Genomic DNA, 16,865 nt, shown 5'->3' with positions numbered 1-16,865 from the left:
TTAATTTTCAGGAGATTTTCATGACAAGATTAAAAGTAATTATCAAGGATCAGTTTGATAAAGAAACAATTGCTTTGGCAAAAGTTAGACCAATGAATGATCACGCACTTGAACTTCATAGGAGCGTTGAACATATTGAAATTAATGACGATATTATTTTGCCTAATATGGATTTACTCTATGAAAATCCAAAAGATGGCAAAATTTATCAATTAATTGGACCTTTTAGCGAGGAATAGGTCTTAAATTAAGTTTAACGATAATCATGAGTAGAGCTTGTGTCTGGTTTGATCTTAATAATAGAAGTTTAGTTAAGATTTGGTGAAAATTAAGTCAAACTAACCTACAGACACAATTAAAATATTGAACATCTAAAATGGTTATGGGACTATGCTTATGCAAAAGTGTGACCTAATCCACATTTTTGTATTTCAGGATTAAGTGGATTTCACTAAGCCCATTCCTTCAATGAGAAGTAGGAATGGGCTTTTTCTATTCAATTTATTCTTTAAATGTTTCATCTAAAGCTTGCTGAACAGCTTCTATACGTGACTTACACGCTTTATAAGCAGTAATCGATTCTTCAACGATTTTCATTAAATTATCAATATCTGGGCTTTCTTGAGATTCTAATAATTCGGCATTTTTCTTCAAAATGTCATGGGCGTCCTTAAAGGTTAACTCTTCATTCTTCATTTGGGATTACCTGTGTAATGTTGGCTTCTACCACACCATCTTGCATTTCAATAGCAATGGCAGGGCTTGAAATTTGATGGATAGAGCGAATCGCTTTTCCTTCGGATCTGACAATTGCATAGCCCTTGGCTTGGACCTGTTTAGGATTTTGCAAAAGAATTTCCTTCATTAAAGATTCGATTTGAGCTAATGAAAATTTAACTTGTTGCTGTGAGCTGAACTGAATACGTTCTCTCATCTGATCAAGCAAGCGATGCGCCGAGTTAAGTTGATTTTGTGCGGATGACTTAATGTGATGAAGCAGTTGATCATTCTTGCTTTGATAGGTCGTGATTTGATGCTGAGAAAGCAGCTTGATGGTTTGTAGACTATCTACTGCTTCTTGTACACGCTCAACAATATGGTTGCGAATACCAGCAATCACTTTACTCGGTGTATCAAACGAACGGTGTGCAATCTCATCTAAGATAGTACGGTCTTTTTCATGACCAATTCCCACCCAAATCGGTACACTGCGTTTGCAGAGCAGAGCGGCAAGCTCATAATCATTTAAATAAGCCAAGTCATTAACAGCACCACCACCACGAATAATCACAATCAAATCTGGTGGAAATGTAAATGTGCTGGCCCATTGTCTTAAACCTGAACCTAAAGACTCAATCAAACTGGTTGCAGCCGTATTTCCTTGAAATGTCGCGCTGTGATACACAAAATGGCAAACCCCATTTCTCTCTAGAGCATCCGCATCTTTTTTAAAGTCGCCGAGGCCCGCTGCATTTTGAGGGGCAATCACTAAAACATTTTGGATATCAAAAGGAGTAGGGAGGAGTTTATTTTTATGAATTAAGCCTTCTTGAGTGAGTCGTTCAATAATTTGCTGATAACGTTTAGCAATTTCACCCAATGTAAAGCTTGAGTCAATTTCTTCAATATTGACCGAAAACCCATATTGAGGATCAAAACGTGCTCTAATTTTGATAAGCACATTTAAGTCACTTGAGATTTCGATACCAGTTTCACGTTCAAACTTTAAAACAATTTTACTTGCTGAAAATTTCCAGATTGTGGCTTTACAACTAGCAATGACTTTATCTGTCTCGGCATCTTTTTCTGCGAGTTCTAGATAATAATGGCCACCTTTAACATTTAAATTTCGAATTTCTGCTTTTACCCAAACTGGTTCATCAAAGGCCAGACGGATAACTTCCTGAACTGTGCCGAGATATTCACTAAGGGAAAACTGAGGTTCAGACATAGGAACTAAAGATTAAAGGGCCAAACTAGATAGTATAAAAGCCACCCATCCAAGGCAATTGCTGTTTATGAATATCAGGTTCTGTTTAAAATAAATACAACAATTTAAACAACTAAAAGCTGGAAATCGATATCGCTATTTAGACCGAATGGTTAAAATGAAAAAATAATAAAAAGAGAATTGGTAATAATTACAACCGATTAAAAAATAAAGTTTGCTTTATAAAATATATGAGCGTATAAAGCTTACTTCCAATTGCGGGGTGGAGCAGTCTGGTAGCTCGTCGGGCTCATAACCCGAAGGTCGTTGGTTCAAATCCGACTCCCGCATCCAAAAATATTATGCTCTGTGATGTACCACTTTTCATAATACAAAAATTATGAAAAGCTATTAGCTTATAAATAACCCTATATAAAGCTAAATATTAAATTCTAGACGAACTGTCCATACCCTAAATCTAGCGTTCTAATTACATACCGTTAAATCACATGAGCTCAGTGATGAGTGAATGATTGTGAATATAGTAAATGAGTGGCACATTGCCACAGCCGTAAATGGCAACGAAATTAATGTGAGGATTGTTCCTCACGTGCGTAAGCAAAACTCTCTCGATGGATATCGTTGGGTCGAAGTTGGTAAAAAAATTCAACTTCAGTCTGGTGAAGAAATTGAGTTAAACCAAGATGGTAAAAGCTTCTACGCTGGATTTAATCAACTTTATCGTTTAAATACATATTGTTGATAAAACCATGGTAATAAATCGAGAGAACCTATCTCTTTTAATGGAGATAGGTTTTTTTATGTCTACATGTTATATAAATAATTAAAGTTATATAAAGGTAAACTCTATTAAAGCAATGAAATTATTATTTTAGCTATATTTAATAGCTTAATTAGCCTGCCCGCCAAAACTGACGGCCCATCACTTTAAAGTTCTTTCCGTTCTCTTCAGTTACACGTCGATCTCTAAATTTTTCATTTAAGCTATGCAAAATTAAAGAACCGTCTGCTTCTTTAAAAATTTGTTTAATCATTCCTTCGCCAGCAAAGTAAACCGCATAAATCTCACCATCAATGACTTCAGACTGTGAGATATCAATACCCACCAAATCTCCATCTTTAATGTAGTCGGTCATGCTATCGCCCTTTGCTTTAATAATACGCATGCATTCTTGAGCAACACGTTTTTCTTTAAAGAATGAAGCGGGGAAAGGAATTTTTCCATTAATAGCATCAAAGTGAAACTCTATAGATTCACCCGTACCACAAGAAAAGTTAGCTTCTACAACTTCAATCCAGACATATTGATCGGTAGATTCAGCACTCACCACAGTAGGGCTAAATACGTCGCTTTCTCTAAATGAATCTTCTGTATTGCCAGTTGTTAACCAATAACCATCCACACCTAAAAACTGAGCAATTAAAGGAAGAAACGCAGATTTCAAATTTTTCCCCGATTCTAAAGCCTGATAGGCTGGCTGAGACATTTTTACTGCTTCTGCCACTTCAGCCTGAGTTTTTTTGGCTTTAATTCTAGAATCTTTTAAACGGTCTTTAAGAGCCATAATGGTCACACCAGCAAACTTATAACAAATATATAACTAAAGTTATATCGAGTAAAACAACTATAGTTATTGACTAACAATAACTATAGTTATAATATCAGTTATATCTTCAGCTGCATAGATAAAGTTTAAATTGTGTTTAAGTCACTATTTCTAGCTTTATCAGGGTGTTGAGATCAAAGCTAAATTTATTTTGTTTCTATAAGTAGCAGAATAAAAGGGAGATAGCTCAATTATTATTTGCTAAGAGGCTATCAAAACAAAAATTGGAATAAAAAAAGCCCGATTCCGTGGATCAGGCTTAATGTTCGTCGATAAAGGGTATCAAGAACATGAAGAATTTAACAAAGTTTGTGAGCTCTAACAAAAGTTTCCGATATACGGCAAAGCCTTATATGAACTTTTTGGTCAAAAAATTAAAGTATGGAAAATGTTTAATTCTAGAAGGTTTAATACTTTTTTACATTTTTAGAAAAGGAAATATTTATTTGTAAATTAAGGCTTTAAATATATAACGTTTAGGTCTTTATGATTGTTGTACCAGAAGAAACGTTTCGGACACATATTTGTAGTAATAGCTTGGCTATATTGCTGAGAGAATGTATGAAAACTTCAAGAATAACAAACGATAAAGACGCCTTACTAAACGAGTGAGTTGAGTTGGAGATAGTGAATGACTACAGCAATGCAGAACAGAGCTAAACAACTTAAAAATGCAAAACGTGGAGGGTATGTCCCAACAATTGCAAAAGACGTAAACAAATATAAGGTACAAAAAATAAAAAGAGCACTCGAGGAGGCAAAGCAGATTGTCAATGAACTTGAAGATGAAGCATTCATATTTGATGATCAAGTCTCTATGCAAAAAGCGCTAGGTGCAATCACAGTAATTGAGTTGATTGAACAGGCCTTAAGCAGTGCACACTAACAGGCTTTAGCATACAAACATTCTTTCTTGGGCCCCTGAAACATGGGGTCAAGGATAAGTTCGTCTTGCGATTTGGCGCGGTTTAAAAGCGTTAGTGTTTTTTATTGACTGTAATAAAGAAAACTAAGGGTAACTATAAAACATAAAAAACAACAAGCTAATGATTATGTTGATTTTTTAAGTTTTATCCTTTAAAGCAGGACAAAGTCATGGAAACAGTTTCAACCAGTGGGTTAGCCACTTTTTTAAATATTTATAGTATTGCCATTATGGTGGCTTTTGCAGTCAGCTTAGTTGTCGCAGTTGTATTAATGATGCGTTTTCCGCGTTCACCACAAGAATGGATTGTGGGTCTCATCTGTACCGTAGTTTCAAGTCTGACAGGCGGTTCCTTCATTATTATGAAATGGAATTTACATGAATGGGTATCCGATATTTGGGGAATGATCACGTTATGTGGATTCTTCTTCATTTGCGGATTACCGGGCTGGGCTATTGTGAGATGGGTATTTAACTTTATCAATAAACAAGAAGGTAAAACGATTGTGGAGGTCATGAAAGACCTAAAAAAGGCGAAAGATGATCTTCAAAATAGTTAAGACGGATTCAATCATATAGGTAAAATAAAATGAATATTGATCAATACTTAGAATCACTCATCAGCCGAGAAGGCGGCTATGTTAACCATCCATCTGATCACGGCCATGCCACTAAATTTGGTATTACAGAAGCCGTCGCTCGATCAAATGGATATCAAGGTCATATGCAAGATTTACCATTAACCGTGGCTAAATCTATCTATAAACAACAATATTGGCTTGAACCTCAGTTTGACCAAATTGATACGATTAGCCCCGCTATTGCCGAAGAGTTACTCGATACAGCTATCAACTGTGGTGTCAATTTTGCAAAGCCTTTATTACAACGTGCTTTAAATCTGCTGAATAAAGAGGGAAAAGAAGGTTGGCCAAATCTTGTGGTAGATGGTCAATATGGTCCTCTTACTTTTCAAGCTCTTAAGATGTATTTAAATAACCGACATAAAGAAGGTGAAAAGGTGTTAGTCCGTGTTTTAAATATTATGCAAGGGCAGCGTTATATCGAAATTACAGAGAATAACCCCAAGTATGAAGATTTTTTTTATGGTTGGATATTAAACAGAGTAGTGGTCTAAAAATTGTAATTAGATAAAAATATATTTAAAGATCAAAAGACTTGAAAAGCCTAACCATGAGTTTAGGCTTTTAAAACATAATATATTAAGTAATAATTTATTGGGCGATGAGTAAAACTGCGAGAACAAAGAAAATAGCACCACTAATTTTATTGAGGATCGAGAAATTATTGCCCGCCAACATTTTCTCTTTAAAAATAGAAGAAAAATTTGCGTAGACCAAATGAATTAAAAAACCGATAAAACAAAAGGTTAAAGAGAGAATTAAAAACTGATTTAAAATTTCTTTCTTGATATCAATAAATTGAGGGAAGAGTGCAATAAAAAATACGATTGTTTTTGGATTAAGTAAAGAGGCGAGCAGACCTTCATAAAATAGTTTAAATTTACTTATAACTTTACTATTTTGTTGAGCAGTCATTAACTCTTGTGAAGGAGGCTTTTTAGTAAAGTTTTTATATCCTAGATACATTAAATAAAATGCACCAATAAATTTTAAAACCGTAAAAATAGTAGGGTTACTGGTGATAATAAGTCCTACACCGCTGGCAGAAATTACAGCAATCACAAACATACCAATAATTAAACCACTTATTCCAAACAAAGCAGTTTTAACACCATAGTTAATTGAATTTGTGACAGTAAATAAAACTCCCGGTCCTGGGCTTAATAGGGTAAGAAATGCTATTGTTATAAATACTAAAAGACCGCTCACGCTGATATATCCTATTTATCAATTGAGGCAAGATTGTGCGGTTACTTTAAATGAGAAAATAATTGTTGTATACAGAAGGTTATGTATATTTAAGTCTTACATAGATTAAATATTTAAAATATAGATTTGTATAAATAAATAGGGCATATAAAACTATAAAAGTGAAAGCAACATAAGCACACAACGTTAAAAATTGAGCATGTTAGTATGCTAAGTCTATACCTCAAGAAATCTATAGTATGACGAAAAATGAACGGCAGTTTAAATCTGGCGAGTTTCAATTTTCCTTTTTATCATTTAAATATTGGGGTATATGGTTTTTAGCTTTTATTCTAATGTTATTTGCGATGTTACCTTGGGCTATTCAATGGCGCCTTGCTGACTTACTATCAAAAATAGCGTGGAAATCTTTAAGTTCTCGAAGAAAAACTACACTACGTAATTTACAAGCATGTTTCCCAGAAAAAACACCTTTGCAAATTGAGGCAAAAGCTAAACAGGTTTTTGTTGATACTTTAACGGGTGTATTTGAAGCTCTAAATGCTTGGTATTGCCCAAATTGGTTTAAAAGCCGTGTCCACATAGATGGTTTAGAAAATTTAACCAATAATCAGGAAAATGGCGTACTTTTATTAGGTACCCACAGTACGCTTTTAGATGCAGGTGGAGCGGCGTGTACTTTATTCTTTAATATGGACGTAGTTTACCGACCTCAAAACAATCCGTTTTTAGATTTTCTGATTCATCGTAGTCGTGCAAGAGTGTATAAGAACCAGATTGCTCGAGATAACATGCGTGGACTCATCCAAAATCTTAAACATGGTCATGCGATATGGTATAGCCCAGATCAGGACTTTGGCTTAAAACAAGGTGTCATGGCATCATTTTTCGGTATTCAGGCCGCTACAGTTACAGCTCATCGCAGACTAATGGATATCTCAAAAGCAGCAGCCGTGCCTTTATATTTTTACCGTAGTGGTAATATTCGTAACCCTCAATACCATGTGTTGGTAGAACCAAAATTAGAAAACTTCCCAAGTGGCTGTGAAGTCAGTGACGCTGAAAGAGTAAACAAGATTATTGAGAATCAAATTCGTATTGCCCCTACACAATACATGTGGTTTCACCGACGTTTTAAGACACGTCCTGCTGGTGAACAGAAGTTTTACTAGGGATAAAGAGGCATAGAATTTTTGTTGCTTTAATTATGTTGAATATCGATTGCAAATGATTTTGAAGCGTGTATTATCGAGCATAACTAACAAAATATTCTTGTCATCATAAATTTCTATTTTCGTAGTTTTATTTATAATCCTTCGGTTTTCAGTTGTTTAAGTTTTCACGTCTATTTTTTAGTTAAATTGGTTTCCCCCAATAATAAGTTATAATATTTTAAAGATTCAGGATTAAAACATGTCTAATTCTACTGGTACAGTAAAGTGGTTCAATGAAACTAAAGGTTTTGGTTTTATTGCAACTGATGAAGGCAAAGATATTTTTGCTCATTTTACCGATATTCAAACACAAGGTTTTAAAGTTCTTCTCGAAGGGCAACGTGTTGAGTTCACTGTAGTACAAGGTAAAAAAGGGCCACAGGCTTCAAATATTGTTATTCTTCAAAACTCATAATTAAATAAAAATACTTTATTGAATTTAAATACATTTTTAAATAAATTATATTTAAACATATAGTATTTTGCGAAAACCCACTTAAATTTGTGGGTTTTTTATAATTTAAAACTCAAATTGTATTTAAAATAAAAGAGAAGTATCAAATACTTGTTTAGAATGGCTTCATTAATTTTATGTTATAATATGATTTATTAAATTTTTGGTATTAAAATGGATATTTGTATTGGCGGTATTTTTGACGGTCAAAAAATAGAAAATAATAAAGATACTTTTAAAGTGGAAGATCATTATTCGGATCATAGTTCTCAATATGTTAAACAACACTTTCATTTATCTGGAAAAATTCTTTCTTTCTGGGTGTGCGAAGATATAGATTTAGCGCAAGCAACAAGAAGAGCAGAGCGAATTGTAGAAAAAAAAGAAAAGATTTAATTAAAGTTAAAAAAATACACCTACAATATTATTGTAAATAAAAGATATTCTACTTAATAAGCTCAATTGAAAAATTTTATTCTCTTACAGAGATATAGACTATTTACAATACTATAGTAATAGTTACATATTTTGAACAATTCTTAGGTGGTCTTTGCTTATAAAGCTACTACATTAGGCTTAAGTTAAAGTTGTTTTATTTATTGCGCAAATAAAACAAAACCCATTTTAATAATATATTTTATTAAAATGGGTTCTTTATACAGAATTCAGACGGTCATCTTAAATTTAATATTCATAATTAATAGAAATATTTATTGTTATAAGCCTCTCTTAAGAAAGGAAAACATTTTAAATGTTAAATGCAGTACACCCTAATATTTGCTTTGTTGGTAGTAGTAATTTAGCTTTGGCTTTAATAGGAGGGTTGGTTTTAAAAGGATTTAAAAAAGAAAAAATACATCTAATTGAAGAGAAAAATATTAATCCTACAAATGCTTTAAAGCAAAATGAAAATGGATTAAAAAAAGCTGAAATTGTTGTATTGCTATTAGAACCTAAACAGTTAAAAGAGATACTTGTACCTCTTAAAAAAGTGTTAGCAAATAAAATCATTGTTTCAATGATGGCAGGGATTGATATTGCAAACTTGGGCCGTTTTACAGGTTCAAAAAAAATTGTCCGTGTGATTTCAAATCCGCCTGTGCTTACACATACGGGTACGCATGTACTTATTGCTTCAGAGCAAATGGACCAACTCGATAAAGACTTAATCGAGTCATTATACTCTGCAACGGGACAGACCTTTTGGGCGCCCTCTGAATCACAAACCGATGCAATTATTGCGCTTTCTGGTTCGGGTCCAGCTTACTTTTTCTATATTTTAGATAGCATGATAAAGACAGGGGTTTCTTTAGGGCTTGATAAGCAATTTGCCCTAGATTTAGCATTCCAAGCGGCCAGCGGTGCAGTTGAAATGGTTCGTAAAAGTAATGTCCCACCTGCAGATTTGTGCGGGAAAGTCACTTTGGCTAACGGAATTACAGAATCAGCTCTAAGAATGTTTGAGCTAGGGAACCTATCCGATGATATACGTTTAGCAATGAAGGCCGCATATCATCGTAGTAAAGAAATTACTTCTGAAATTATTACAGAAGTTAATTAACTCTTTTTGCGCAACTTAGGCCTTTAAAAAGTATTCCCAAATAATGAAACCTAAGCCAAACCCAATAAAAGAGTAGAGAGTAATAATAAAGAATACAAAACTGGCCTTATTTTTTTTCTTCAAAATGTTCATGGCGATGCCTCCAATTCAGATTAATTACATTTTGAAGAAGTAGTGGCTGTAATCATAGATACAGAATTTTTTAAAAAAAATATAACAGAGCTATTATCTGTTATATTTTTTAGCATTTAAATTAATAAAGATTTTAAAATCAATAAATTAAAGATTTAACTGTAAGTGTTTAACCCTTTTATTCAATTAACATTAAATCGGCTGTATTGGCAGATTTGAGAGGGCGTAGGGCAAAGGTCGAACGGGTGTGGCGTATTCCTTTAATTGAATAAAGTTTTTTTCTTAAAAATCGTTCGTAATGGTCAGCATCTTTGACTGCTACTTTCACCAAATAATCATAGTCACCTGTAACGAGATGCGCTTCCACTACTTCAGGTATATCTGCTAATGCTTCGCTGAACTTCTCTAGCATTTCGTCGTCATGGCGCTCTAAAGTAATTTCAATAAAAAAAACTTCATGAATGCCAATCGCTTTTTGGTTTACGTTTACCGTATATCCTTCAATAATTTTTAAAGTTTCCAGACGTTTTAGTCGTGTCCAGCATGGAGAAGATGAAAGACCAACTTCTTCGGCCAATTGAGCAACGGTTAAACGGCCATTACTACGTAACGCAGATAAAATTTTCCGATCTATACGATCTAGTGTGTATTCTGTTCTGTTCAAAATATAAACCAAAGAAGAATCTTCTGATAAAATTCAATATACTTTATTTTTATGCTGTGAATGTTTAAAAATTTTAAAAAATACAGGAAACATTTTGAGTCAAAGGTACATACACTATTTCTATGCATCGAACCTTTCTGGATAGAGGTTGGGATGGAGCAAAGAGCACTGTTTCAGTAAGGGTGACTAAACAGTGCTCTTTGTGGATTTAATAAAAGAACAAATATCCTTTTCTAAAGAATGAAATTTTCTAATGTATTAATTGCTGTTTCTAACTGTTCATAATGATGAATTTTTTCATCTGCTAAAGAAGAGTTGATAGAAGGATTTGGGTGAAAAAAGATAGTTCGCATTCCGACTTTTCTAGCACCTTCGATATCGGCTTTAAGGTTATCTCCGACAAAAATACAGTGATTAGGAATACAGTCGAGTTCCTTACATGCAAACTCAAATATTCGTGGATCTGGTTTTCGTATACCTATCGCTTCTGAGACAATGACTGTAGAGAAAAACTCTCTGAGTCCAAGCGCATAAAAGTTGCTTTCTTGAAAAGGTGATTTTCCATTAGAAACTAAGTCTAATTTATGTCCTTTGTGATAAAGATTTTGAATTGTTTCTGGAACTTTCTCAAAAGGGCGGCAAAACTTATTAAAGTCGTTAATGTATGATTCAAGTAGGCTCTCAACACTAAAGGTTTTTATATTAAAATCTTCTAATAATTGAGAATAAACCAAATCTTTCCACACACTTCCATTGTTATCTAATTCGATAAATCTAGTAATAAAAGCTTGTTTATTTTCTTGTGATACTAATTGAAAAAAGTTTACTTGCCACTCAACAAATTTTATAAGGGATGTATTTCGGTCAAGTAGAGTTTGATCTAAATCGAATAAAATGGCTTTTTGCATCTACTGTTCTTATAAAATTTCTAGATACAAACAGTATAGCGATCTAACTAAGTTTAGAAGTTTCACATTTTGTCATTGCTGTGTATCAAGTTAAAATTAAATAATAACTTTTATTTATCAATCAAAGAAAAACTAATCATTATTTTTTATCTAACTTTTCCTTTAATGTGATTCCATTACAAAGGAGGAGCAAGGTTATGATCACCCAGCACGATATAAACCAAAAACAATATCAAAATAAATCTATCGATTATTTAAACAGCCAAGCTCATTCTGAAGGGATTGAATTTAATAAATTTATTAATGAAGTTCAGAAAATTGAAAAGGCTGTAGTTCTTGATTTAGGCTGTGGTGGTGGTCATGTCTCGTATAATGTTGCTCCACATGCTGACCTTGTTTTTGCTTACGATTTATCTCATGAAATGTTAGACACCGTGTCTAAGGCTGCTAGCCAACGTAAATTAAAAAATATCTTTGTGCAGCAGGGCATTGCTGAAGACATGCCTTTTAGTGATCAGCAGTTTGATGTCGTGATTAGCCGATATTCAGCTCATCACTGGCAACATGTTCCGACGGCTATGAAAGAAATAAACCGCGTGCTTAAGCCTGATGGTATTGTTATTTTTGTAGACATTATCAGTTCTAGCTCGCCCATATTAGATACGTTTTTACAGACCATCGAAACGATTCGAGACCCAAGTCATGTACGAAACTATAGTGTCAAAGAGTGGATGTATTTTATTGAAGATGCAGGCTTTGACTTGGTAGGTTTAGATAAACAAACGCTCGCGTTAGACTTTGATAGTTGGGTAAAGCGAATGAAAACGCCTGAAGATCAAATCAAAACTTTACGCTATTTGCAGGAAGGTTCATCTGACCTCGTGAAGAAGTATTTCAAAATTCAAAATGACGGTAGCTTTGAAAGCCATGTGGGTTATTTTGTCTTTAAGAAACTAGGATTTTAAAGCGCTGAAATGAGTAAGGGTTTTAGTAGTGTAGAAATCAATTAAATATTGCTAAAACTCTTTTCTTGAATAACTTGGACTATATTAAAGATCGCTATAAAAAAATTTAATATTATTTTTGATAAAAATTAATCACCCAATTTTATTAAGGTGATTAAGTATTCAAAAGAGAAGAGATTTTATCCTATTTTCTTTATTATTAATAGACACTTATAAATAATTATTATTTAATACGCCCGCAATATTATCACTAATACTTTTAATAACTTTTTCGGGGAAATAATGCGTAATTTTTTAGTAACGATTTTCACTTTATTCGTAGCAACATCAATTTATGCTGCTCAAGAGTCTAGAAATCTTTTAGAGCAAACACAGTGTGAGAAAGCAGTAGAGCTACATGGTTTTTTAAGCCGTGCTCAACTTGATTGCAACTATCACTATTATTCAGAAGAGTTAAAGGATGCTGCTGCAAAATGTACTAAACATGATCTCGGCGAAAAATACGGTAGAGAAGTCATGAAATTTGGTATGAAGGAGTTTGAAGAGCGTAAGAAAGAGGACACACAGGGCCACTTTTGTCATAAGGTTTTAAAAGAGTTTCCAAAATATATTAAACAATAAAAAAATAAGGTTTTAAAAACCGATTCTAGCAAGCCGATAAAATGGATTTAATTATCCATTTTATCGGTGTATTACTAAATATAATCTGCCAATTAAACTAGAAAATAAATCTTAAAAATCCACCTAATATCACATTAACACCTAAAATTTCTTTTATTTTCTTTATTTAAGCATGGGAAAGAGAGAATTTCTGCATGTAAGTTACTAGATGATGAGTCTGTTAACCCGCTTTCGTTTTGTCATCATGATTCAATGGGTCACATAAATTATTGAAGTTTGTTTGGACCACCTGAATAGCTGTTGAAAAGTCACAAATAGAAATAACCTTGCTAGAGAGTTGAGTATGACTACTTAAGAAATTTTCTAAACGTTGCTCAAAGCTATATGAAAACCGAATTAGCTCGATTGTATTTTTTAAAGTTTCTTTAGGTTTTTTGCCTGTAGCTACAGACTTTAAGTAACGTTGTAGTAGCCTTCTTGTTCTTAAATAAAAAGGAACTTCCAACTTTAAAATTAATGAGCTTTCAAGCAATAATGGAAGCAAACGTTTGTCGTAAGCTCCCTCTACAATCCAGCTATCTTGTAAGATAATTTCTTTAATACCCAGTGAGATCTTTTCTTCCGAATTCTTTACAAACTCACTTCCACTTATATTCCAGTAGATCTCATCAAATGGATGAGTTGATATCTTTAATTGCTGGGCTAATTTATTAGCGATAGTTGTTTTACCAGCACCAGAAGGGCCTACAATACAAATTTTCATGCTTTATCTTTTTAAATGAATATTTCAATAAAATGGTTATAAATAAAAACTAGACTAAAGTTTATAAGTCACTCATCTGTTTTATCAAAGCTTAATAATTTTATTTTGTACAATAAAAACTCAATTATAATTCCAACTTGAAGGAAATAAACTCATGAAAAAACTTTTATTCATTTGTCTAATCGGTTTAGCAGTTACACAGGTTAATGCTCATTCTGGGGGTACAAACTCTAAAGGATGCCATACAAATAGTAAAACAGGTGACCATCATTGTCATTAAATAAGGGTATGAAAGAGTAAGCTGACTTCTGGTTTACTCTTTTTAATATTTTTAGTTTTATATTTTTTATGAATAATAAGAGGAAAAAAGAATGGAAATGATATTGGGAGTATTTGGCTTATTGGTTTTATTTTTAATATTAAGTAAAAAGCATAAGAAGAAAAATCTCACTGATGAAAGATCAATAGTCTATTTGGTTGATATTGTTGGGGAGCAATCTTATCAAGCAAATTTAAGAAAGATTGCTGGGCCTAAACAAGAAAAGTCAAAATATGTAGAAGTAATGGCTAGAGTTGTTTCTGAACCTTTTAATGCTTATGACAAGAACGCAGTTAAAATTGAAATTAATGGTTTAACAGTTGGCTATTTAAGTAGAGATGATGCCAAATTATTAGCGGGTAAAGTGATAAATAAGACTGTGCCAGCTTTAATTAATGGTGGTTGGCTTAATAGCGATAGTGAAGGTAGCTATGGCGTAAAACTCGGTATCCAAAGTCTTAATGAATTAATATAACGAAGTGCATTTTTAAGTTTACCTTACATTTTTAAATCTAAAAAAAGAAAAGCATTCTCTAAGGTATTAATAAATCTTTTTATTCATGTTTTTAAAGCTTTATTTGTAGCCAATATCACATTGACACCTAAAACCCCTCCGATTATCCTTTGCCTGCTGGCCACATTGCCAGTCGACTTTGACAGGTCGGATAGCCAACGCACACGAAAAAGTCTCTCTTTTTTGTGGGCATCCCTGCGTGCCCCCTCTGCGGTGGAACGGGAGGGGGACACCTTCGGGTGTGCTGATCTTTTGGCTATCAGTCTGTCAACCTTCTCTCGTTTCACCACCATTATTTGACAGTAATGTAGTGAAGCTTCTTTATAGCCAAAGGAGTCCGCTCATGCGTACTATTTCTTCTTTAATGGCCTTTGCCAAACTCTCTTTTATACCGCCTAACTGGTCTTTAAAACGGTTTAACCGACTCTAGGTTTTCTACGCCTTAAGAATCGTTACGACTAAAAATCATAGCAACAATAAAACCCGAGATAGGTGAGCACGCCGTTTTGGTGCTGCTTATTCATGTCTGTTTTTAGCACTCATTTTAAGAGTGACGGTATTTCTATCTCATTTACATACAACAAAAAATTATTTTAAGCGGTATATCTATGCCAAATTTACAATCTTCCTTTACAGCATTAAAAGTGCTTCACGTAGCAAAAGACTTATTTAATCAAGATGGGTTTCAAAAAATCGGTGTTGATCGAATTATTGCTGAAGCACAAGTGTCTAAAACTACGTTTTATAAAATCTTCCATTCAAAAGAACGTCTCATTGAGATGAGTCTTACTTTCCAGAAAGATGCGCTAAAAGATAAAGTATTTTCAATTCTCTATTCCTACAATGGACAAATGGTGCTCGATAAACTTAAGGAGATTTACTTTCTACATGCCAATTTAGATGGTTTTTACCGTTTGCCATTTAAGGCAATTTTTGAAATTGAAAAGCTTTATCCAGTTGCCTATAAAATTGTGGTTGACTACAGAAACTGGTTTATTGAGGAAATATATAAGCTGCTTTTAACACTCAAATCGACCGCTTCGGTCCAAGATGCTTATATGTTTTTATTTATGATTGATGGCGCGATGGTTCAGCTTTTAGGCACAAATAGTGTAGATGATAGAGCACGATTATTAGATTATTTCTTTTTAAACTTGGCTTAATCAGATAAAACCTTAAAAAAAAGCCCCAACTCAGGGGCTTTTATTTCAGAATGTTTAACTTAATGACACAGATTTTGCAGAATGCATTCCTTCAAAATATTGAACCGCAGGCGAGCGAGCCATATAAGCTAAAGCTTGCGCGGTGTCTCCCTCATGAAGCGGGTTAAATTTTGGAGAAACCCATCTTAAGGTCGCTTTCCACAAATATTTTATGGTCGGTAAGTTGTCTGAGCGAGTCGCGGTTTTTTCAAATTCACGAATAATTTTGAAGTAGCCACGGCGCATTAGTTTTTGAATATCCTCGTGCTCTAAATCCTGCTTACCTAGACTACGGGCAAAGTCAGCAAGGAAGTAAATAAACAGTGGGAAAACCGCCGCCATAATCACTTGGCGCGACACATAAAAACCAAATTTGTTTGTTAAGAGATGCTCAAATAAATCGTAAGCAACACATCGATGTTCAACTTCTTCAGCCAAATGCCAACGGAATAAATCTGCCATGGCAGGGTCAGCTTGGTCCCAAGTATTACTGTCGAGTGTCCATTGACCAATAGTTCCGGTAAAGTGCTCGATTGCGGCGATCACACCTACCCGAAAAAGTAACCAATATTCATCTAGCTTTTCACCTTTTAAAAAAGGTATGCCTAAAGGTTTGTCACCCAATAAAATGTTAAAAACAAAATGGGCACGGTTGAGTGTTTCTTGAATGTCGTAACCATTTTCACGTAAGAAGTCCTGTGCTTTTTCATGGGCACGTGCATGAGCAGCTTCTTGGCGGACAAATCCAATCACTTCTTGTTTTAGTGCTTCATCGGTAATCAAAGGCAGGGTTTTATTAAACACACGGCAAAACCAAAATTCACCAGCCGGCAAGAGCATGTTAATGCCATTGGCGACATGAGAGCATAGAGGATCATTCGGCATCCAGCAGACGGATGACTCCGCAAAATCAAAATGTACTTTTCTTGCTTTAAGCTGATGATTCCCTGTGAGCATATCCGTCACCCTATTCATAATTGTTCATTTAATGCGAATGGGTCATTTTTAGCATTCAGATAACTTAATCACCATGTGCTTAAGGGACAAAAATATCTCTTGAATGGTTTGTTCAGATAAAAAACAATGTCACTTCGTGTTTTTGAAGCTTATGCAATAAAAAAAGCTCCTTAATAAAAAGGAGCCTTCATTTTTATCATTTAGGCCTAAAATAATTTAAGCCTACTCATTTATTTTTATACTGAAATATTTTAATTA

General features: G+C 33.9%; 23 protein-coding genes and 1 tRNA gene. 15 read left to right on the top strand and 9 right to left on the bottom strand.

All coding sequences use genetic code 11. The features are described from left to right. The first annotated feature begins 20 nt into the window (after positions 1 to 20). Positions 21 to 239 carry a hypothetical protein gene (locus SOI76_RS12115; protein WP_104080196.1) on the top strand — a complete coding sequence of 73 codons (219 nt, stop codon included), beginning with the start codon at positions 21 to 23 and terminating at the stop codon, positions 237 to 239. A 262-nt stretch (positions 240 to 501) separates the two neighbouring features. On the opposite strand, the gene xseB is transcribed toward SOI76_RS12115, so the two are convergent. Together xseB and xseA are read right to left on the bottom strand one after the other, a co-directional pair. Next, positions 502 to 696, bottom strand: a complete 195-nt coding sequence (xseB, locus tag SOI76_RS12110) for an exodeoxyribonuclease VII small subunit (RefSeq protein WP_104080197.1) — start codon at positions 694 to 696, stop codon at positions 502 to 504. Then, on the bottom strand, positions 686 to 1,951 hold the full coding sequence (gene xseA, locus SOI76_RS12105; protein WP_104080198.1) for an exodeoxyribonuclease VII large subunit: 1,266 nt from the start codon (positions 1,949 to 1,951) through the stop codon (positions 686 to 688). Before xseA ends, xseB begins: the two co-directional genes overlap by 11 nt. A gap of 256 nt (positions 1,952 to 2,207) precedes the next feature. On the opposite strand from xseA, the gene SOI76_RS12100 reads away from it, so the two are divergent. Both SOI76_RS12100 and SOI76_RS12095 read left to right on the top strand, forming a co-directional pair. Next, positions 2,208 to 2,284 (top strand) — tRNA-Met (locus SOI76_RS12100). Between the two features lie 175 nt (positions 2,285 to 2,459). Beyond that, the gene (locus SOI76_RS12095; protein WP_002119938.1) at positions 2,460 to 2,693 is read left to right on the top strand and encodes a hypothetical protein; all 234 of its coding nucleotides are present in this window, start codon (positions 2,460 to 2,462) and stop codon (positions 2,691 to 2,693) included. A 151-nt stretch (positions 2,694 to 2,844) separates the two neighbouring features. Here SOI76_RS12095 and SOI76_RS12090 read toward each other — a convergent pair whose 3' ends face one another. Continuing rightward, positions 2,845 to 3,516, bottom strand: a complete 672-nt coding sequence (locus SOI76_RS12090) for an XRE family transcriptional regulator (RefSeq protein ID WP_104080199.1) — start codon at positions 3,514 to 3,516, stop codon at positions 2,845 to 2,847. Between the two features lie 673 nt (positions 3,517 to 4,189). On the opposite strand from SOI76_RS12090, the gene SOI76_RS12085 reads away from it, so the two are divergent. From SOI76_RS12085 to SOI76_RS12075, 3 genes are all read left to right on the top strand, one after another. Next, positions 4,190 to 4,444: a hypothetical protein gene (locus SOI76_RS12085; RefSeq protein ID WP_016141646.1), complete on the top strand. Its 255-nt coding sequence runs from the start codon at positions 4,190 to 4,192 to the stop codon at positions 4,442 to 4,444. 209 nt (positions 4,445 to 4,653) lie between these two features. Continuing rightward, entirely contained in the window at positions 4,654 to 5,043 is a 390-nt protein-coding gene (locus SOI76_RS12080; RefSeq protein ID WP_104080200.1) for a hypothetical protein, read from the top strand. Positions 5,044 to 5,072: 29 nt separating this feature from the next. Then, complete coding sequence (locus SOI76_RS12075) at positions 5,073 to 5,618, top strand: glycoside hydrolase family 108 protein (RefSeq protein ID WP_104080201.1); 546 nt, start codon at positions 5,073 to 5,075, stop codon at positions 5,616 to 5,618. A gap of 97 nt (positions 5,619 to 5,715) precedes the next feature. On the opposite strand, the gene SOI76_RS12070 is transcribed toward SOI76_RS12075, so the two are convergent. After that, positions 5,716 to 6,333, bottom strand: coding sequence for a LysE family translocator (locus SOI76_RS12070; RefSeq protein WP_104080202.1), 618 nt, complete (start codon positions 6,331 to 6,333; stop codon positions 5,716 to 5,718). A gap of 239 nt (positions 6,334 to 6,572) precedes the next feature. On the opposite strand from SOI76_RS12070, the gene SOI76_RS12065 reads away from it, so the two are divergent. The 4 genes from SOI76_RS12065 to SOI76_RS12050 all read left to right on the top strand — a co-directional run bounded on the left by SOI76_RS12065 (position 6,573) and on the right by SOI76_RS12050 (position 9,562). Then, entirely contained in the window at positions 6,573 to 7,505 is a 933-nt protein-coding gene (locus SOI76_RS12065) for a lauroyl acyltransferase (RefSeq protein WP_104080203.1), read from the top strand. Positions 7,506 to 7,746: 241 nt separating this feature from the next. Continuing rightward, on the top strand, positions 7,747 to 7,962 hold the full coding sequence (gene cspV / locus SOI76_RS12060) for a cold-shock protein (protein WP_032055504.1): 216 nt from the start codon (positions 7,747 to 7,749) through the stop codon (positions 7,960 to 7,962). Between the two features lie 213 nt (positions 7,963 to 8,175). Further along, the gene (locus SOI76_RS12055) at positions 8,176 to 8,397 is read left to right on the top strand and encodes a hypothetical protein (protein WP_104080204.1); all 222 of its coding nucleotides are present in this window, start codon (positions 8,176 to 8,178) and stop codon (positions 8,395 to 8,397) included. Positions 8,398 to 8,752: 355 nt separating this feature from the next. Beyond that, complete coding sequence (locus SOI76_RS12050; RefSeq protein WP_104080205.1) at positions 8,753 to 9,562, top strand: pyrroline-5-carboxylate reductase family protein; 810 nt, start codon at positions 8,753 to 8,755, stop codon at positions 9,560 to 9,562. Between the two features lie 15 nt (positions 9,563 to 9,577). On the opposite strand, the gene SOI76_RS12045 is transcribed toward SOI76_RS12050, so the two are convergent. The 3 genes from SOI76_RS12045 to SOI76_RS12035 all read right to left on the bottom strand — a co-directional run bounded on the left by SOI76_RS12045 (position 9,578) and on the right by SOI76_RS12035 (position 11,266). After that, complete coding sequence (locus SOI76_RS12045; RefSeq protein ID WP_004793556.1) at positions 9,578 to 9,694, bottom strand: hypothetical protein; 117 nt, start codon at positions 9,692 to 9,694, stop codon at positions 9,578 to 9,580. Between the two features lie 178 nt (positions 9,695 to 9,872). Continuing rightward, positions 9,873 to 10,358 carry an Lrp/AsnC family transcriptional regulator gene (locus SOI76_RS12040; protein WP_104080307.1) on the bottom strand — a complete coding sequence of 162 codons (486 nt, stop codon included), beginning with the start codon at positions 10,356 to 10,358 and terminating at the stop codon, positions 9,873 to 9,875. A gap of 233 nt (positions 10,359 to 10,591) precedes the next feature. Next, positions 10,592 to 11,266 carry an HAD family hydrolase gene (locus SOI76_RS12035; protein WP_104080206.1) on the bottom strand — a complete coding sequence of 225 codons (675 nt, stop codon included), beginning with the start codon at positions 11,264 to 11,266 and terminating at the stop codon, positions 10,592 to 10,594. A gap of 197 nt (positions 11,267 to 11,463) precedes the next feature. On the opposite strand from SOI76_RS12035, the gene yafE reads away from it, so the two are divergent. After that, positions 11,464 to 12,231 carry a class I SAM-dependent methyltransferase gene (yafE, locus tag SOI76_RS12030; RefSeq protein WP_104080207.1) on the top strand — a complete coding sequence of 256 codons (768 nt, stop codon included), beginning with the start codon at positions 11,464 to 11,466 and terminating at the stop codon, positions 12,229 to 12,231. Positions 12,232 to 12,513: 282 nt separating this feature from the next. Beyond that, on the top strand, positions 12,514 to 12,852 hold the full coding sequence (locus SOI76_RS12025; protein ID WP_016141636.1) for a hypothetical protein: 339 nt from the start codon (positions 12,514 to 12,516) through the stop codon (positions 12,850 to 12,852). Positions 12,853 to 13,072: 220 nt separating this feature from the next. Here the strand turns inward: SOI76_RS12025 and SOI76_RS12020 are convergent, their stop codons facing one another. Next, positions 13,073 to 13,615, bottom strand: a complete 543-nt coding sequence (locus SOI76_RS12020) for an AAA family ATPase (protein WP_104080208.1) — start codon at positions 13,613 to 13,615, stop codon at positions 13,073 to 13,075. A gap of 154 nt (positions 13,616 to 13,769) precedes the next feature. Here SOI76_RS12020 and SOI76_RS18700 point away from each other — a divergent pair, with 154 nt between their 5' ends. The 3 genes from SOI76_RS18700 (at position 13,770) to SOI76_RS12010 (ending at position 15,611) form a co-directional block, all read left to right on the top strand. Then, entirely contained in the window at positions 13,770 to 13,895 is a 126-nt protein-coding gene (locus SOI76_RS18700; protein ID WP_005076872.1) for a YHYH domain-containing protein, read from the top strand. Between the two features lie 91 nt (positions 13,896 to 13,986). Continuing rightward, positions 13,987 to 14,409: a hypothetical protein gene (locus tag SOI76_RS12015; RefSeq protein WP_104080209.1), complete on the top strand. Its 423-nt coding sequence runs from the start codon at positions 13,987 to 13,989 to the stop codon at positions 14,407 to 14,409. A 647-nt stretch (positions 14,410 to 15,056) separates the two neighbouring features. Continuing rightward, positions 15,057 to 15,611 carry a TetR/AcrR family transcriptional regulator gene (locus tag SOI76_RS12010; protein WP_104080211.1) on the top strand — a complete coding sequence of 185 codons (555 nt, stop codon included), beginning with the start codon at positions 15,057 to 15,059 and terminating at the stop codon, positions 15,609 to 15,611. Positions 15,612 to 15,665: 54 nt separating this feature from the next. Here the strand turns inward: SOI76_RS12010 and SOI76_RS12005 are convergent, their stop codons facing one another. Further along, a complete protein-coding gene (locus tag SOI76_RS12005; protein ID WP_104080212.1) occupies positions 15,666 to 16,607 on the bottom strand; it encodes a metal-dependent hydrolase in 942 nt (313 codons plus the stop codon). Between the last annotated feature and the right edge of the window lie 258 nt (positions 16,608 to 16,865).

It is taken from the genome of Acinetobacter pittii (assembly GCF_034064985.1).
In the GTDB taxonomy this organism is placed as follows: Bacteria; Pseudomonadota; Gammaproteobacteria; order Pseudomonadales; family Moraxellaceae; genus Acinetobacter; species Acinetobacter pittii_H.
The sequence above is the reverse complement of the archived record's forward strand: the minus strand, read 5'-3'. Positions and strand labels throughout refer to the sequence as shown.

What these genes read in the sequence shown, in the direction of transcription:
- SOI76_RS12050 (WP_104080205.1), top strand. Translation starts at nt 8,753, where the DNA reads ATGTTAAATGCAGTACACCCTAATATTTGCTTTGTTGGTAGTAGTAAT.
- SOI76_RS12090 (WP_104080199.1), bottom strand. Translation starts at nt 3,516, where the DNA reads ATGGCTCTTAAAGACCGTTTAAAAGATTCTAGAATTAAAGCCAAAAAA.
- yafE (WP_104080207.1), top strand. Translation starts at nt 11,464, where the DNA reads ATGATCACCCAGCACGATATAAACCAAAAACAATATCAAAATAAATCT.
- SOI76_RS12045 (WP_004793556.1), bottom strand. Translation starts at nt 9,694, where the DNA reads ATGAACATTTTGAAGAAAAAAAATAAGGCCAGTTTTGTATTCTTTATT.
- SOI76_RS12095 (WP_002119938.1), top strand. Translation starts at nt 2,460, where the DNA reads ATGATTGTGAATATAGTAAATGAGTGGCACATTGCCACAGCCGTAAAT.
- SOI76_RS18700 (WP_005076872.1), top strand. Translation starts at nt 13,770, where the DNA reads ATGAAAAAACTTTTATTCATTTGTCTAATCGGTTTAGCAGTTACACAG.
- SOI76_RS12015 (WP_104080209.1), top strand. Translation starts at nt 13,987, where the DNA reads ATGGAAATGATATTGGGAGTATTTGGCTTATTGGTTTTATTTTTAATA.
- SOI76_RS12020 (WP_104080208.1), bottom strand. Translation starts at nt 13,615, where the DNA reads ATGAAAATTTGTATTGTAGGCCCTTCTGGTGCTGGTAAAACAACTATC.
- SOI76_RS12075 (WP_104080201.1), top strand. Translation starts at nt 5,073, where the DNA reads ATGAATATTGATCAATACTTAGAATCACTCATCAGCCGAGAAGGCGGC.
- cspV (WP_032055504.1), top strand. Translation starts at nt 7,747, where the DNA reads ATGTCTAATTCTACTGGTACAGTAAAGTGGTTCAATGAAACTAAAGGT.
- SOI76_RS12080 (WP_104080200.1), top strand. Translation starts at nt 4,654, where the DNA reads ATGGAAACAGTTTCAACCAGTGGGTTAGCCACTTTTTTAAATATTTAT.
- SOI76_RS12035 (WP_104080206.1), bottom strand. Translation starts at nt 11,266, where the DNA reads ATGCAAAAAGCCATTTTATTCGATTTAGATCAAACTCTACTTGACCGA.
- xseB (WP_104080197.1), bottom strand. Translation starts at nt 696, where the DNA reads ATGAAGAATGAAGAGTTAACCTTTAAGGACGCCCATGACATTTTGAAG.
- SOI76_RS12115 (WP_104080196.1), top strand. Translation starts at nt 21, where the DNA reads ATGACAAGATTAAAAGTAATTATCAAGGATCAGTTTGATAAAGAAACA.
- SOI76_RS12065 (WP_104080203.1), top strand. Translation starts at nt 6,573, where the DNA reads ATGACGAAAAATGAACGGCAGTTTAAATCTGGCGAGTTTCAATTTTCC.
- SOI76_RS12005 (WP_104080212.1), bottom strand. Translation starts at nt 16,607, where the DNA reads ATGCTCACAGGGAATCATCAGCTTAAAGCAAGAAAAGTACATTTTGAT.
- SOI76_RS12025 (WP_016141636.1), top strand. Translation starts at nt 12,514, where the DNA reads ATGCGTAATTTTTTAGTAACGATTTTCACTTTATTCGTAGCAACATCA.
- SOI76_RS12010 (WP_104080211.1), top strand. Translation starts at nt 15,057, where the DNA reads ATGCCAAATTTACAATCTTCCTTTACAGCATTAAAAGTGCTTCACGTA.
- SOI76_RS12085 (WP_016141646.1), top strand. Translation starts at nt 4,190, where the DNA reads ATGACTACAGCAATGCAGAACAGAGCTAAACAACTTAAAAATGCAAAA.
- SOI76_RS12055 (WP_104080204.1), top strand. Translation starts at nt 8,176, where the DNA reads ATGGATATTTGTATTGGCGGTATTTTTGACGGTCAAAAAATAGAAAAT.
- xseA (WP_104080198.1), bottom strand. Translation starts at nt 1,951, where the DNA reads ATGTCTGAACCTCAGTTTTCCCTTAGTGAATATCTCGGCACAGTTCAG.